General features: G+C 44.5%; 11 protein-coding genes. 5 read left to right on the forward strand and 6 right to left on the reverse strand.

The genetic code is table 11. From position 1 onward, the window contains the following. Positions 1 to 149: 149 nt before the first annotated feature. The 6 genes from B4F66_RS03175 to B4F66_RS03200 all read right to left on the reverse strand — a co-directional run bounded on the left by B4F66_RS03175 (position 150) and on the right by B4F66_RS03200 (position 7,779). Positions 150 to 680 (reverse strand): REP-associated tyrosine transposase, encoded by a 531-nt coding sequence (locus B4F66_RS03175; RefSeq protein ID WP_292356940.1) that lies wholly within the window; start codon positions 678 to 680, stop codon positions 150 to 152. A 117-nt stretch (positions 681 to 797) separates the two neighbouring features. Further along, complete coding sequence (locus tag B4F66_RS03180; RefSeq protein ID WP_292356938.1) at positions 798 to 1,205, reverse strand: hypothetical protein; 408 nt, start codon at positions 1,203 to 1,205, stop codon at positions 798 to 800. 346 nt (positions 1,206 to 1,551) lie between these two features. Next, a complete protein-coding gene (locus B4F66_RS03185) occupies positions 1,552 to 2,844 on the reverse strand; it encodes a DUF3644 domain-containing protein (RefSeq protein WP_292356937.1) in 1,293 nt (430 codons plus the stop codon). Positions 2,845 to 2,908: 64 nt separating this feature from the next. Further along, the gene (locus B4F66_RS03190) at positions 2,909 to 4,060 is read right to left on the reverse strand and encodes a ribonucleotide-diphosphate reductase subunit beta (RefSeq protein WP_292356936.1); all 1,152 of its coding nucleotides are present in this window, start codon (positions 4,058 to 4,060) and stop codon (positions 2,909 to 2,911) included. After that, on the reverse strand, positions 4,060 to 6,927 hold the full coding sequence (locus B4F66_RS03195) for a ribonucleoside-diphosphate reductase subunit alpha (RefSeq protein ID WP_292356935.1): 2,868 nt from the start codon (positions 6,925 to 6,927) through the stop codon (positions 4,060 to 4,062). Before B4F66_RS03195 ends, B4F66_RS03190 begins: the two co-directional genes overlap by 1 nt. Before the next feature lie 327 nt (positions 6,928 to 7,254). Beyond that, entirely contained in the window at positions 7,255 to 7,779 is a 525-nt protein-coding gene (locus B4F66_RS03200; RefSeq protein WP_292356933.1) for a hypothetical protein, read from the reverse strand. Positions 7,780 to 8,099: 320 nt separating this feature from the next. Here B4F66_RS03200 and B4F66_RS03205 point away from each other — a divergent pair, with 320 nt between their 5' ends. The 5 genes from B4F66_RS03205 to B4F66_RS03225 all read left to right on the forward strand — a co-directional run bounded on the left by B4F66_RS03205 (position 8,100) and on the right by B4F66_RS03225 (position 15,946). Then, a complete protein-coding gene (locus B4F66_RS03205; protein WP_292356931.1) occupies positions 8,100 to 9,497 on the forward strand; it encodes a cytochrome ubiquinol oxidase subunit I in 1,398 nt (465 codons plus the stop codon). Then, positions 9,497 to 10,495 (forward strand): cytochrome d ubiquinol oxidase subunit II, encoded by a 999-nt coding sequence (cydB, locus tag B4F66_RS03210; protein WP_292356929.1) that lies wholly within the window; start codon positions 9,497 to 9,499, stop codon positions 10,493 to 10,495. The genes B4F66_RS03205 and cydB overlap by 1 nt, the downstream gene beginning before the upstream one ends. Positions 10,496 to 10,696: 201 nt before the next feature. Continuing rightward, positions 10,697 to 12,376 (forward strand): thiol reductant ABC exporter subunit CydD, encoded by a 1,680-nt coding sequence (gene cydD / locus B4F66_RS03215; protein WP_292356927.1) that lies wholly within the window; start codon positions 10,697 to 10,699, stop codon positions 12,374 to 12,376. Between the two features lie 2 nt (positions 12,377 to 12,378). After that, positions 12,379 to 14,070, forward strand: coding sequence for an amino acid ABC transporter ATP-binding/permease protein (locus B4F66_RS03220; RefSeq protein WP_292356925.1), 1,692 nt, complete (start codon positions 12,379 to 12,381; stop codon positions 14,068 to 14,070). Positions 14,071 to 14,200: 130 nt separating this feature from the next. Continuing rightward, a complete protein-coding gene (locus tag B4F66_RS03225) occupies positions 14,201 to 15,946 on the forward strand; it encodes a ShlB/FhaC/HecB family hemolysin secretion/activation protein (RefSeq protein ID WP_292356923.1) in 1,746 nt (581 codons plus the stop codon). The last annotated feature ends 31 nt before the right edge of the window (positions 15,947 to 15,977 follow it).

Raw genomic sequence — 15,977 nt, forward strand, 5'->3', positions numbered from 1 at the left:
TAGTCCTAGTAGGGGATAACTATCGTTATGAATAAATATTGAGCTTTTGCGTTAATTAATTAGCTCTGGCAGCCATAAGCTGTCAGGGCTTTTTTAATGCTTAATTGTTCTTATAAAAGTGAATAACGCTAGCAGTCTCACCTGACCAATTAACGTTCCCCCATATCCACATCATTTATCGTTTTACCAACTCCCCAATCACTCGAACCCATGTTCCTCTCAATAAATTTATGGATGCTGGAATAAGGCCAATCAAACGCTTTATCGACATAACCATGTTTCACAGGATTGTAATGAATGTAATCAACATGGCGAGCATAATCCAAATCATCACGGATTAAATGCTCCCAATATCGGCGTTGCCATATACCACGTTCAGATTTTTGTTTTCGTGAATTATTGATTCGTTCGGTAGAGGGTAGGCCGCGAGAAAAATGCGATTTAATCAATCGCCAGCGTGTGGCGAAGTCAAAATCATTTTCAGGTAAAGTCCAGATAGTATGAAGATGATCAGGCAATACCACGATCGCATCAATATCAAAAGGATGGGCGAGTTTAACTTTGCGAAATGCGGTTTTTAACAGATCGATATGATCAGTCAACAGTGATTTATCTCGTTCCAGCAGATTCACCGTAAAGAAATATGTACCACCAGCAACAAAAGCCCGTCGATATTGCATCAATCACCATCCATGTGATTATAAAAATAAATGTAGGTTGGGTAGAGCTTGCGAAACCCAACGATTCGGCAATGTTATGTCATTTATAAAATGTTGGGTTTCATTCTTCAACCCGGGTTACGGATTATCTTCCTTTTCTAGTATATTTACCTCTAAAGCTAATTTTTTTCTCTGAAGCTCCAAAATTTCATCATGCATTGGTTGAATTTTTTTATACCATTTATGAAATCCATACAGAGAACCATAAAAACCAATAGCAAATAAAACAGCAAATAACCATTTTAAAATATCTCTATTCTCTACTGCGATTTCTATCTTTTTTTCAAGAATTTTTTGTTTTTCATCACTGAAATCAGCCTTGGCAGCTTGGAGTTCATATATCGCATTAGCGTTTTGCCAAATAATCTCATTTGTCTGGTGGCCATTTAAAACCAATAATGTCATAGAAATTGCCATTAAAGCCAAACCAAAAGTCGCTGAAAATTTGTAGATATTATCCGTTGGGATGGGAAGTTTTGATTCCATTTTAAGTCCATTTTATAAATAGTTATTTCGAATAATGTGTGTATAGTTTTAGTAGGGTAGGTTGGGTAGAGCTTGCGAAACCCAACGAATCCAAAATGTTATTTCATTTATAAAATGTTGGGTTTCATGCTTCAACCCAACCTACGGGCTGATAATACAGCGAGTATCTCTTTCACATCTATGTGTATTCCTGTTTTAAATTACGCGTTTCATAATATAAATTAAAAAGATTTATTAAATATAAAAATTGTAGGTTGGGTAGAGCTTGTGAAACCCAACAAATTCAGAATGTTATTTCATTTATAAAACGTTGGCTTTCATTCTTCAACCCAACCTACGGGCTTAATTAATTTCTTTGAGTATATTTTTCTTTAGCATTTCCCAAATACTCATCATTCTGAGTGATTTTTTCAACAACTTTGTTGACAGCAGCATCTGAATAGAGATGTGCGTTAAGCTTCTCAACATAGTGATGATATTCATTATTGGAAGTTTTCCATTTTTCTTTATGTATTACAGACTGAAAACAATGTCTGTTGAATACAGGAACTTCATCCTTGAACTTGACTAGACACTTACATAATTTTTCTTTTGTGAATTTTTCGTTCAGCTTATTTTGTATTTTTTTGATTGCATCTTTTTCAAGATAAGGGTGTGTTTTGTCTGCACCTACAGATTTGTGAATCACTAAAGCTCTTTTCAAACCTTCAGCACCACTATCTGCTTTAGTAAGGATTATCTGTGAGCCATCATTATTTTTTCTTGTGAATGAAAGTTCAACATTTAAGGGGATAGCGAAATCCATATCATCTGTATCATCAATCGACTGACTCATTTTTTCTGCTAATGCTAAAATTTCGTCTGCAGCTTTGCCGTATGTTGACTTCATTATTGATAACGGTGGGGTTTTGAAATCGGCTACTAATGAGATCATTCCACCTTGTGATGAATTTATGAATTGTACTTCTGTAAATTCCTCAAATTTTGATGAATAATTTAATATTCCCGATTGAAATATTCTTGAAGCAACTCCCTGAAGTTCAGGCATTAAAAGATGAACAGCTTGATCTCTTAAGTCAGTTACCGCCTCAATATTAAGTTTTACTTTATTGTCTACACTAAATACTTTTGGTAAGCATTCTCGTAATGAGATAGTTTTCTTTATCCCATCTTTATCGGTCTTTTTATATATAGCTTGCTCTCCGTCTTTCTCAATTATTATCGCCTTTAGTAACTGCTCCCATGCACAACAAAATAGCATGCTGAAACTATCTAGTTTATTAATTAAGGAGGGACGATTATAGAGTTCAATTGCTAGTAACATATTGTCACTGCTTTTTTTAAGAAGAGCTTTAGCCAGCAGAGATCGACAGTTATGACCAAGGCCACGTCGATTTTTAGACTGAGATAATTTTTTCTGAAATTCCACTAAGGATATGTTTAATGTATTTGTTGCAACATACTCCGTCTTTGAAACTGGACTTATAAAATCAGATAACTGACCTTTTGAATCGTATGAGGTAAAAGTTGATTTTTTCCAAGTTGTAGCTTCAAGAATATCTTTAAGAGTAAATTTAGATGAGTTTTTTTCATGTAAATTAAGAAAATTGAAAAAGAGTTCTTGTTGATTTTTAGCCATAAAATAACTCAATAACAAAAAAAGCCAGAATAATTACATATTCTGGCTTTTTAATTTCACACTTTTAATCCCATTTCAAACCGCCACCGGTTTGATATTCGGTGACCTTGGTTTCGAAGAAGTTTTTCTCCTTCCTCATATTGGCTTGTTCATCAAGCCAGGGGAGGGTGGCTTCGGCACCGGGGAAGGGTTCTTCGAAGCCTAATTGTTTGGCACGGCGGTTCGCGGTGTAGCGGAATTGGCCGTGGTGGGCTTCTTTTGAGTAACCCAGGATTGGGTCACGCAGGATATAACCACCATAGGTTGCTTCGGCTGCATCAGCTTCTTCAAACATCTGCTGGATTTTCTTAGGATCCAGTTTGACGTTTTCTTCTTTGATGATTTGTTTACAAACACGAATACCGAAGGAGGCGTGCATGACTTCATCACGCATGATGTATTGCAGCTGTTCGCCAGTACCTTTCATCAGGCCACGACGTTGCAGGGCAAAGATCGGTGAGAAGCCGTTATAGAACCAGCTGCCTTCGAAAATGCCGGCGAAGAACGCATAGGACATGACGAAGTTTTCCAGTTCGTCTTTATCACGCAGGTCGATATCGCTACGCATAACGGTGTCCAGACGTTCATTGGCCAGTTTGATCTTTTGGTAAATCTCCGGCACTACGCGGTAGCGGTTGTAGATTTCACTTTGATCCAGACCAATGGTTTCGATGCAGTGCTGGTAGGTCCAGGTATGCAATGCTTCTTCATACACCTGACGTGCCTGATAAATCTGCAATTCCGGCGCAGTCATTTTTTCCATCACCGCCAGACCGATATTACGCATAGCGAGAATATCGGAGGTGGTCAGGTATGACAGCACGTTTTCATAGACATGACGTTCTTCCAGCGTCAGTTTATGACGGTAGTCGTGAACGTCCTGTGCCATGTTGATATCGAGTGGCGTCCAGTGGTTTTTGTTGGCGTTTAAGAAGTAATTCCACGCCCACGGATATTTGAATGGAGCAAGCTGATTGATATCAGCTTGTCCATTCACCACACGTTTGTCATCAGCATTAATAGCTTTGGCATTCGATGGCGGCAGTTCACTGACACTGGCCGAGGTTGGCTCGGGTGTGTCGAGTTCATTGGCCGCTTGCTGAGACACAGGAAGCAGGTCGTTGTCGACTTTGTCAGTTGCCGGTTTTTCGGCAAGTGGATCATCCCAGTTAAACATTATTGGCAAGCCTCGCAGTCTGGTTCCAAGATTGAACAGGCTTTCGGTGCATCAATACCTTCACCTGAAATAAAGTCATCTTCTTGTTTGGCAACCGGCTTTAACACGGGTGGTGCAGTCGGTTTAGCAGTTGTTGCTGTGGTTGGCGCGGTGCTGGTTTTCTCGGCACCGGTTGCGCCCATTGAACGCAGGTAATAAGTAGTTTTGAGGCCACGTACCCACGCCAGTTTGTATAGATTGTCCATTTTCTTACCGGATGGTTCCGCCATGTACAGGTTCAAGCTTTGTGCTTGATCCAGCCATTTTTGACGACGTGATGCGGCTTCAATCAACCAGCGTGCATCCATTTCAAATGCGGTGGTGTACAACGCTTTCAGTTCATCAGGTACACGGTCAATTGCCAGCAAGCTGCCATCGTAGTATTTGAGGTCATTGATCATGACGTCATCCCACAAGCCGCGTGCTTTCAGATCTTCAACCATGTATGGGTTGATGACTGTGAACTCGCCGGACAGGTTCGATTTCACGAACAGGTTCTGATACGTCGGTTCAATTGACTGGCTGACACCACAGATGTTTGAAATCGTTGCAGTCGGTGCAATCGCCATGGTGTTGGAGTTACGCATGCCTTGACGTTTAACCTTGTCACGCAGTGCATCCCAATCCATGGTTTTGCTTTCGTCTTGTTGCAGATATTCGCCACGTGCTTCTTTGAGGATCTTGATGGAATCAATCGGCAGAATGCCTTTGCTCCACAAGCTGCCTTCATAGGATTTGTATTTGCCACGTTCTGCAGCCAAATCAGAAGACGCATCAATCGCGTAGTAGCTGACCGCTTCCATGGATTCATCAGCGAATTTCACCGCTTCTTCGGTGCTGTAAGGAATACGCAGTTTATATAACGCATCCTGGAAGCCCATGATGCCCAGACCGACAGGGCGATGCAGCAGGTTGGAATGACGCGCTTGCGGCACACTGTAATAGTTATACTCAATAACGTTATCCAGCATACGCATCGCTGTTTTTACCGTGCGGTTGAGCTTTTCTTTATCCAGTTTGCCGTTGGCATCAATGTGCTGAACCATATTGATCGAACCGAGGTTACACACCGCGATTTCCTGATCAGATGTGTTCAGGGTGATTTCAGTACACAGGTTTGAGCTATGAACCACACCGATATGTTGTTGTGGGCTACGCAGGTTACATGGATCTTTAAAGGTAATCCAAGGGTGGCCAGTTTCAAACAACATGCCGAGCATTTTGCGCCACAGGTCAGTGGCAGGCATGGTTTTGAAGTTACGGATTTCACCACGTGCCGCTTTTTCTTCGTATTCAGCGTAGGCTTTTTCAAACGCCAGACCGGTCAGATCATGCAGATCTGGCACTTCTTCTGGTGAGAACAAGGTCCATTGACCTTCTTCGGCAACACGTTTCATGAACAAGTCAGGAATCCAGTTGGCCGTGTTCATATCGTGGGTACGACGACGATCATCACCGGTGTTTTTACGCAGATCCAGGAATTCTTCAACGTCGATGTGCCAGGTTTCAAGGTACGCACAGACTGCACCTTTACGTTTACCACCCTGGTTTACTGCAACGGCAGTGTCATTGGCCACTTTCAGGAACGGTACAACACCTTGTGATTTACCGTTGGTGCCTTTGATATGAGCACCCAGACCACGGACGCGAGTCCAGTCATTACCCAGACCACCAGCATATTTAGACAGCAGAGCGTTATCACGCATCGCGCTGTAAATACCGCTCAGGTCATCCGGCACTGTTGTCAGGTAGCAAGAGGATAATTGTGGACGTAAAGTACCAGCATTAAACAGGGTAGGCGTTGAGCTCATAAAGTCGAAAGACGACAGCAGGTTGTAGAACTCAATAGCGCGGGCTTCACGATCGATTTCATTAATGGCCAGACCCATTGCCACACGCATATAAAAGGCTTGTGGTAATTCAAAACGGGTGCCATCGCAGTGAATGAAGTAACGGTCATACAAAGTTTGCAGACCCAGGTAAGTAAAGCTGAAATCATTTTCTGGTTTCAGTGCACTACCCAGACGTTCCAGATCATATAACGCCAGTTCTGAATCAATCAGTTCGTTTTCAATAGCAGTTTTAATGTAAGTCTTGAAGTAATCTTTATATTGATCAGCCATTTCGCCTTGTGATGCCTGGCGTGGGCTTTGATAAACAAAGCTCAACGCTTCACGACGGATGCTGTCCATCAGCAGGCGAGCAGCCAGGGTGCTGTAGGCAGGATCTTTTTCGATAAAGGTACGAGCAGACATGACCAGTGCTTTTTCGACGTCTTTTTCAGAAACACCGTCGAAGATATTGCGTTGGGTATCACGCAGGATGGCAGCGTTATCTACTTGAGCCAGACCTTCACAGGCTTCATCAATCAGGTTACGCAGGCGGTCGATGTCTAACGGCTGGCGAGTGCCGTCATTCAACGTGACATGCAGTTTGCTTTCATTGGCTGGTTGCGGGTGTTTACGTTCTTCTTCAGCACGTTTTTGAGATTGCTGTTCACGATAAACCACATAGGAGCGGGCGACTTTATATTCACCGGCGCGCATCAAAGCAAGTTCAACCTGATCCTGAATATCTTCGATATGTACGGTGCCGCCATCATCCAGACGTCGCAGCAGATTTTCACTTACCTGACGGGTAAGTTCGGCAACGGTTTCATGAATACGTCGGCTATCTTTGGCTGCTTCACCTTCAACGGCTAAGAATGCCTTGGTCAACGCAACAGCAATTTTGCTGCTATTGAACTCAGTGACTTTGCCGTTACGACGAATAACTTTGTAACCGGTTTCAGAGGAGGGTTGGGTGTAGTGTTCTGCTTCGCTCGCCATAGTGATTTTCCCTGCATTGTGTGGTAAGACTTAAAAAACGGCAAACCACAACAAATTGTGGTCGCAACATGATTGAACCACAAGATAATGTGTTTTTAAAGACTTAGCAAGGGGATAAGTTGCACATAAATTGTGCATTAGATGTGGATAACTTTGGGATGATCAGGCGGTAACTAAGATGCCATGCGCGATCACCGAAATAGATCCAATTTGGTGAATAAAAAAAATATTTTTTTGTTTAAAGGCTGTTAGGTAAAAATTTGCTGGGCATTATTCCCAACGAGCCGGAAAGGACCGACTCGTTGGTTGAATAAGTGGACGGAAAAATCAAAATGTTTCACTGATGGAAATGGCTGATCCTTCCAGCAGGTCTTTGATCAAATCAATTTCTTCATGATCATCGGTTTGCACAATCACTGTCCAATGATTTTCATGACTGGCTTCAACTGTTTTGGTAATTAAGGGATCATGATCGGGACGTATTGATACAGCACCGGCGATCATCATGCCAAAGGTCAAACCGAAAAAGATAAAAACCAGATAAGTGAATAACGGACTGGACTGAGTCATTTCGGGGCCACTGATGACCAGGGCAGTTGCTATGATTAAACCGAGTATCATCCCAATAAGGCCCAACCAGCCATGTGATTTCACTATGGTTTTGGCAATACCATGACTTTCTGGTTCGATTTTTTTGCTGATATTGTTGTCTTCAGGTTTGACGATATTGATGACCGTAGGCGAAATACCATTATTGACGAGTTTTTGCTTTGCAGCATTCGCTGAGTCTTTATCTCCAAAAACTGCAGCAACTCGACCAGTATGTTTTTCATCTTGAATTTCTACTTCCATATTCTTTCCTCCTGAGATACATGAAACGTTATTTCATTCGGTAAATTCGTATACCAGACTATCGTTGTTATCCTGATAAAGAAAGTATCCCAATGCCAATAAATCTTCATGTGCTTACATAAAGCACTCTATAAAAGTGACAAGTCTCATCTTAAACAATTCATTTCTGACAATGCTTAACCTATGTTTAAGTAGGGTTATTTATCGAAATTCCAAAAAAATTGATCTTAATCATTTTTGTGTCGCACTTCCTATGATATTTGTAGTCAGTAAACAGGCCATTCCCGGCTTTTGTAGCTGACCAAAAAAACGGAGGCACCATGGAACTCGACCCGCTAATACTGTCACGAATTCAGTTTGCATTCGTGGTGTGTTTTCATGCCATATTCCCAGTCTTTACGATTGGCCTGGCAAGTTTCATCGCTGTATTGGAAGCGTTGTCATTTAAGACCGGTAATCCAATCTGGCAGCGATTGTCGAAGTTCTGGATTCAGGTATTTGCCGTGGTATTCGGAATGGGCGTGGTCTCGGGCATAGTGATGTCATTCCAGTTTGGTACCAACTGGAGTAACTTTTCCTACGCAACCGCCAATTTCCTCGGGCCAGTGCTCAGTTATGAGGTTGTGACAGCGTTCTTTCTGGAAGCAGCCTTTCTTGGTGTGCTGTTATTTGGTCGGGATAAAGTCCCACAAGGCGTGCATTTATTTGCGGCCATCATGGTGGCCTTAGGTACCTTTATCTCTTCTTTCTGGATTCTCGCCGCTAATTCGTTAATGCATACACCAGATGGACTGGTACTTCGCGATGGGCTCTATTATGTGGCGTCCTGGCGCGACTCAATTTTCAATCCTTCCTTTGGTTACCGCTTTATGCATATGGCACTGGCGTCATTTTTGACGGCTTCATTTGTAGTCGCGGGGGTAACTGCCTGGTTCATCATGCAAAAACGGGAGTTGGAAGCCAATAAAAAAGCACTTTCAATTTCCTTGTGGTTGATTCTGATCCTGGCGCCTGCACAAGTGTTGGTGGGGGATTTCCATGGCTTGAATACCTTGAAACACCAGCCAATGAAAGTCGCGGCGATGGAAGGTAACTGGGAGACCGGAACCGGTGTGCCTTTGTTGCTCTTTGCCTTGCCGGATCAGGAAAATCAGCAGAATCTTTTTGAAATTAAGATTCCTAAACTGGCCAGCTTTATCCTGACCCATGAATGGGATGGTGAAGTGCCTGGATTAAATGAAGTGGCGCCGGACAAACAGCCACCGGTATTTATTGTGTTCTGGGCCTTTAGAGTGATGGTAGCAATGGGAATGTTGATGGTATTGTTTGGCCTGGCAGGACTCTGGTTACGCAGAGGCGGGCGCTACCTGGAAAACAGAACCTTCCTCAATGGCTTGCGGGTGATGAGTCTGTCACCGTTTATTGCCGTGTTATCGGGCTGGATCGTGACCGAAACTGGTCGGGCACCGTGGTTGATATATGAACAGATGACTCACGCGCAAGGGTTAACCCCTTCATTAACTGGAGGTATGGCTTTGTTTACGCTGATTGGTTATATCGCAGTGTATGCCATGGTGTTCAGTGCTGGGGTGTTTTATCTGATGACAGTATTTCGCGGCGGACTGGAAACGGCCAAGGCTGAACATGTTGATTCAGATGTTGAAAAAGCTCAACGGCCAATATCTGCTGCCAATGCCAATTTAGAAGGAGGTCTGTGATGGATCAGCCATTCGATTTAGTAGTTATCTGGGCCGGAATTATTGGCTTTGCGGTAATGATGTATGTATTGATGGATGGATTTGATCTGGGGCAGGGCATTTTGTATCCCTTCGCCCCGGATGATCATTCACGCGACATTATGATGAACTCTGTGGCACCGGTATGGGACGGCAATGAAACCTGGCTGGTGTTAGGCGGTGCGGGATTACTGGCTGCCTTTCCACTGGTTTATTCGGTGTTTCTGCCTGCCTTATATATAGGCGTGTTTTTGATGTTGGCAGGCTTGATTTTCCGTGGCGTTGCGTTTGAATTTCGCTTTAAGGCGAATACCACCAAATACTTATGGGATTGGGCCTTTGCCGGTGGTTCGTTTGTGGCAGCATTTGCACAGGGAGCTGTGGTCGGGGCCTATGTTCAGGGGTTTGAAACCAGTAACTTTGTGTATGTCGGTGGTGCATTGGACTGGTTAACGCCCTTTACTGTTATTACTGGCTTAGGTCTGGTCGCAGGTTATGCCTTATTGGGCAGCACCTGGCTGATTATGAAAACGGAAGGTGAACTGCAACAGTGGGCATACAAAATTACCCCAATTTTGTTGATAGCGGTATTGGCGGTGTTTGGTGTTGTCAGCTTATACACACCGTTTGTTGATCAAGGCGTACTCAACCGGTGGTTTAATGGCGTTTCAATCATCTGGTTATTGCCAATATTAGCGCTTTACTGTGCCTTTCTGGTGTTCCGCGCTGTAAAAAAACAACAGGAAGGCATGCCGTTTGTGGCAACCATGGGATTGTTTTTATTCACCTATCTCGGCCTGCTCGCCAGTAAATGGCCTTATCTGGTGCCACCCGATTACACGCTATGGGATGCCGCCTCGGCCTATGAATCACAACTGTTCCTGTTGCTGGGGTTCCTGTTTGTGATTCCGTTTGTACTGGGCTATATCGCCTGGTCATACTATATTTTCCGTGGCAAGGTGAAAGGTGGTTATCACTAATTCCTAGTCACGACCGCCCAGACAAATTGCTTCCAACACGACGCAAATGCTGAAATTTAGGTACTCTTCCTAAGCAGGTACCAACGTTGTTGGAGGCAGTTGGTCTTAATACCCTGCGGAATGCGTCTGTACCATAGCGTTTGAAGACATTCGCGCACGCGCCTTAATACAGGCGTATTTTCAGTTATTGAATAGGCGGCTATGAAAGATCAACAGGCCCTGAATAAAGCCGGACGTTTCTTACTAAAACAGCTTACCCAAAAGCAGCGAAGCAGATTGCTTCTGGCTGTTTTTATGGGCGTGTTGGCGACCGTTGCAATGATTATGCAATGGTATGCTCTGGCACAACTGACCTATGATTTAATCATCCAGCAGCAACCACTCGTTGAGCAATCCATGTTGATTTTGCTGATGGTGCTGAGTCTTATTTTACGAACGGTACTAATCAGAGCTCAGGAGCATTACTCCCAACTGGGCAGTCTGCATGCCCGAGAATTTTTACGGGAGCAGGTCCTCAATGGTTGGCGACAAACCAGTGCGTTAATCCATAGTCAACGTTCTCCCGGTGCAGCGGCCAGCCAGTTGATTGAAGATGTTGAGTCGATGGATGGCTATTTCGCCCGATTCTGGCCGCAACAATTGCTGGCATTGCTGACACCGCTGTTGATTTTAATAGTGGTGTTTTATTACAACTGGCTGGCTGCACTGTTTTTACTGGTGGCGGCACCGTTAATTCCGTTATTTATGATGCTGATAGGTTGGGGAGCTGAAGCGGTCAATCAACGCTTTTTTTACCAACGCCAGCGTCTGGCCGGACATTTTCTGGATCGCGTCAAACATCTCACCACGTTAAAACTGTTTGCAGCAGAGAATGAGGCTTTAACAGAAGTCGAAGAGAGGAGTCAGGATTATCGTCAGGTCGTGATGAAAACCCTGAAGCTGGCCTTTCTCTCATCTGCCGTTCTGGAGTTCTTTACCAGCGTCGCCATTGCCAGTATTGCCATCTATATAGGTTTTGCTCTGTTTGGCTCCATCACCTGGGGCCCGGCGGCAGATATCACATTATTCAGCGGTTTATTTATTCTGTTGCTGGCCCCCGAGTTTTTTCAGCCCTTACGAAATCTATCCCAGTTCTATCATGACCGTGCCGCGGCAATGGCAGCCGCCTCACATATTGCGAAACATTTACCCGACGACGCTACTAAGTCTCCAGCAGAGGATGTTTTTGAACTCACTGCAGACGATTCCTCTTCGATGTTAATTGCCACCGATCTGTGTATCGGTTATCAGCCTGGGGATGTTCTTCAGGACCCTATCAATCTTAAGTTGAGTAATGGGCAGTGTCTGGTGATTAACGGTCCATCCGGCTGTGGCAAGACCACGCTATTGCATACCTTGGCCGGTTATCTGCCTCCGTTATCCGGCAAAGTGCTTTTAAATAACCAGCCGATGGGAAAGGAAGCGATTCGTTATCTGCCTCAAAAACCGTGGATCATTAACGGCAGTTGGGCAGATAACCTTGCCGTATTGGCCCCAGATGCAACCGAAAAGGAAATGCATAAGGTATTAAGTCAGCTAGGTTTTGAAAGTTTAATTTTATATAGAAACAAAGGTTTAGACAGTCAACTTAATGAACATGGTGAAGGACTGTCAGGAGGGCAATTGCAACGTCTGGCACTGGCAAGAGTGTTACTTTCACCAGCACCATTGGTATTGCTTGATGAGCCGACGGCCAGTTTGGATGCAGAAAGTCGTCAATATGTTCTGGCGGCGCTTACTGCATTAAAACCGCAGTGTATTTTAGTAATTTCCAGCCACGATGCCGATGTCTTGGCACTAGCCGATCACCAGTTGCAGTTTGCCCGTCGGGAGAATGACTAACGATGTCTAGCCATTCTCAAAATAGTGTTGCGCCACTCAAGTTCTGGTTAATCAAAGTGCTGCAAAACCAGAAAAAGCGCTTAATCATCTCTTTACTACTGGCTTTATTAACGGCTATTTCCGCCATGGGGTTATTAGCGTTGTCTGGTTGGCTGATTACGGCTACGGCCATCACCGGTCTGGCGATAACCGCTGGCACTGCCGTCTTGTTGGATATCTACCGACCGGGTGGAGGCATTCGGTTTTTTGCGTTAAGTAGAACAGTGGGACGGTATTTTGAACGTCTGCATAGCCACGATATGGTGTTAAGAGTCATTGCCGGATTTCGACTAACCCTGTTTATCGGCCTGATGGACTTGCCGGTTCAGCTACTGCGAAATACTCAGGATAGTGAATGGCTGAGTAGGTTAACTACGGATCTGGATAATCTCGATAGCCTGTTATTAAAGTTACTGTTACCCCTAATGGTTGTGCTATCCAGCGTGCTATTCCTTGCTGTGTTTATCAGTTTTTTCTGGTTAACGCTGGGGCTGGTTTTTGGGGTTGTCACGCTGTTGTTGGGGAGTATTTATTTCAGCTTTTTTACCCGGAAAACCTCGCAGATAAGTAGCGATTATGCCCGGCAGATTAACCAGGCCCGCTCACAAACCATAGAGCATCTTCAGGGCCAGCTGGAACTTCAGGCGGCGCATCTGCAACAAGCGGAGCAAGCAAGATTAGTCAGTTCATTGAGTGAGATTGGCGAGTCACAGCTAAAACTGAATCGACATATTGCCAACGCACAGTTAATAGTGAATATCTGCCATGGGCTGCTGGTCATCGCCGTAGCAATTGCAGCGTTATTTGCTTACCAGAATCAGCTTTTCAGTGGACCGGTCGCCGTCATGTTGTTTCTGGCCGTATTTGGATTGGGTGAGTTACTGTTAAACCTGCCAGGCCAGCTGGGGCAGTGGGGCAGAACACGTTATGCCGCTGAACGCCTACAACCCCTGGCAGAGCATTCAGCTTCAGATAAATTGACGCTGGCAGAGCTTGAACGATTGTCGATGATGGTGGCAGATTACCCCAAAGTTATCAGTAGCATAGACACCGCTTTTGCTTTTGAACTTAATCCATCTGAATGTCTGTTAATCAGTGGCCGTTCTGGAAGCGGCAAGTCGACAATAGCCAATATAATGGCAGGCCTTGAAATACCAGACTCATTTATAACGCCATATCAGTTGTTGATAAACGGCATTCCATTGCGAATCGACCAAACACAAGCTTGGCATAAGCAGATTGGTTATCTGACTCAGCAAAACAGCATTATCGCCGCAACGTTATATAGCAATCTGACACTGGGGCTGGATGAAGTCGACGAACAACAACTTTGGAAGGCACTGACTTTAGTCGAGTTGGATGATTGGGCCAAACAACTGCCAGCTGGATTACACAGCTGGTTGGGTGATACCGGAAGCCAACTATCAGGTGGTCAGGCCCGAAGGATCTGTCTGGCAAGACTTTTATTAAAAGAGTCGAAACTGATCTTGCTGGATGAGCCATTTAACGGCATTGATGTAGAGATGGCAGAACGCATCTGGCAGTGTTTGTATCCGCAATGGCAGGATAAAATGCTTATCGTGCTGATGCATGAAAGGCCAGCGTTTTTCCCAGCAGTTGATAATAAGCAAATGTTTGAAATCAATCTGGATTAAAGATAATCGGTTATCCATAAAAATTTTAACTGGCGCACACTTTTGTCATTCCATGTCGATTGAGCGTTGCCTGTGTCTTTGCTCTTGAATTACTATTTCTGGTAATTGAAAGGACTTCAAGAAGAAAAAAATGGAATTTCGTCATGGAAGACGAGCACCCTATCTTCGGGTAGGGGCGTTTGTTATATGGAATTTATTTTCTCTAGCAGCTTATGCTGGTGCTACGGTTATCGATCGTGCCGCACAAGAGCAACTGCTACAGCAAGAGCGCGAGCGTCAGCTTCGCGAGCAACAGGAAATCTCTCCTGATGTACGAATACCAAATCCAGCTTCTCCGCCAGAGCTCCTCGTTTATCCAGACAGTGAATCTCCCTGTTTTTCTATCACCAATGTCTCACTGATTGGAGAAAGCGCTGCAGAATTTCAGTTTGCTTTATCTGCCGTAACGGATGGCAATGATTCCGCCATAGGAGGTTGCCTTGGGGCACAAGGCATTAATGTCGCAATGAGCCGTATTCAAAATGCCATTATTGCGCGGGGCTTTGTAACTACCCGGGTGCTGGCAGCTCCACAGGATATTAAATCCGGTTTATTACAACTTACGGTGATACCCGGCAGAGTCAGGAAGGTTCACTTTGCTGAAGGCGTATCTGCAAGAGCGACCAGATGGAATGCGATCCCTGTTCAACGCGGAGACATTCTGAATCTGCGGGATATTGAGCAAGGTCTGGAGAATTTTAAACGAGTACCCACTACTGAAGTCGATATCCAGATAGAGCCGGCAGAAGGGCCAGATGCTGTGCCTGGTGAAAGTGATGTGGTGATTCAATATCAGCAGCGTTTTCCATTTCGACTGACTATCAGCGCTGATGATGCCGGGTTCGATTCCACCGGAAAATATCAGGCTGGCGTTACCTTGTCTGGTGACAATTTACTGATGCTCAATGACTTGTTCTACGTCAATTCCAACCATGATCTGGGTGGGGGCGAATCAGGCAAACGTGGATCTGACGGCCAGACTATTCATTATTCGTTTCCCGTTGGTTACTGGTTATTCGGCTTGAACACTTCCAACTATGACTATCATCAAGTGGTGTCCGGTATTAATCAATCCTACACCTACAGTGGTCACAGCCAAAACTCGGATATCAAGGCCAGTCGTCTCATATATCGCAATGCTATCAATAAAACCTATCTTTCATTTCGCGGGTTCTTCAGAAAATCCTCTAACTACATAAACGATACAGAAATTGAAGTGCAAAGACGCCGTACCGCGGGCTGGGAGTTCGGTTTCCGTCAAACCTGGTATTTAGGACAATCGCTGCTGGATTACAAATTAGCTTACAAGCGGGGGACTGGAGCAATGAATGCTCTCAAGGCGCCTGAAGAAACCTTTGATGAAGGGACTTCACGTATGGAAATACTGACGGCTGACCTCGGTTTCGACTTGCCATTTTCTGTTAAAGCTCCATGGGGTGAGCAGGCTCTGCGTTACTCAACCCAATTTCGTGGCCAATATAATTTCACACCATTAACACCACAGGATCGCCTGTCTATCGGTAATCGTTACACCGTTCGGGGCTTTGACGGTCAATGGAATTTAAGTGCGGATAACGGCTGGTTCTTACGTAATGACCTAAGCGCATTGATCGGCAATACGGGGCAGGCAGTTTACTGGGGGCTGGACTATGGCGAAGTCGGCGGTCAATCCAGTGATCTTTTACTAGGTAGGCAGCTGGCAGGAATCGTAATGGGGTTAAGAGGGGTCTTTGGCGGATTTAGTTATGACGTGTTTATGGGAAAAGCACTTAAAAAGCCCAGAGGGTTTGAAACAGCTAGTACGGCAACAGGTTTCAATTTGAACCTGACCTTTTGATTTATGTTTCGTTGAATCATCTGAGATAAGG

Source organism: Methylophaga sp. UBA3603, from assembly GCF_002375335.1.
GTDB lineage: Bacteria > Pseudomonadota > Gammaproteobacteria > Nitrosococcales > Methylophagaceae > Methylophaga.

Coding starts and splice junctions, on each gene's coding strand:
- B4F66_RS03225 (WP_292356923.1), top strand. CDS start 14,201: ATGGAATTTCGTCATGGAAGACGAGCACCCTATCTTCGGGTAGGGGCG.
- cydB (WP_292356929.1), top strand. CDS start 9,497: ATGGATCAGCCATTCGATTTAGTAGTTATCTGGGCCGGAATTATTGGC.
- B4F66_RS03190 (WP_292356936.1), bottom strand. CDS start 4,060: ATGTTTAACTGGGATGATCCACTTGCCGAAAAACCGGCAACTGACAAA.
- B4F66_RS03205 (WP_292356931.1), top strand. CDS start 8,100: ATGGAACTCGACCCGCTAATACTGTCACGAATTCAGTTTGCATTCGTG.
- B4F66_RS03185 (WP_292356937.1), bottom strand. CDS start 2,844: ATGGCTAAAAATCAACAAGAACTCTTTTTCAATTTTCTTAATTTACAT.
- cydD (WP_292356927.1), top strand. CDS start 10,697: ATGAAAGATCAACAGGCCCTGAATAAAGCCGGACGTTTCTTACTAAAA.
- B4F66_RS03200 (WP_292356933.1), bottom strand. CDS start 7,779: ATGGAAGTAGAAATTCAAGATGAAAAACATACTGGTCGAGTTGCTGCA.
- B4F66_RS03180 (WP_292356938.1), bottom strand. CDS start 1,205: ATGGAATCAAAACTTCCCATCCCAACGGATAATATCTACAAATTTTCA.
- B4F66_RS03220 (WP_292356925.1), top strand. CDS start 12,379: ATGTCTAGCCATTCTCAAAATAGTGTTGCGCCACTCAAGTTCTGGTTA.
- B4F66_RS03175 (WP_292356940.1), bottom strand. CDS start 680: ATGCAATATCGACGGGCTTTTGTTGCTGGTGGTACATATTTCTTTACG.
- B4F66_RS03195 (WP_292356935.1), bottom strand. CDS start 6,927: ATGGCGAGCGAAGCAGAACACTACACCCAACCCTCCTCTGAAACCGGT.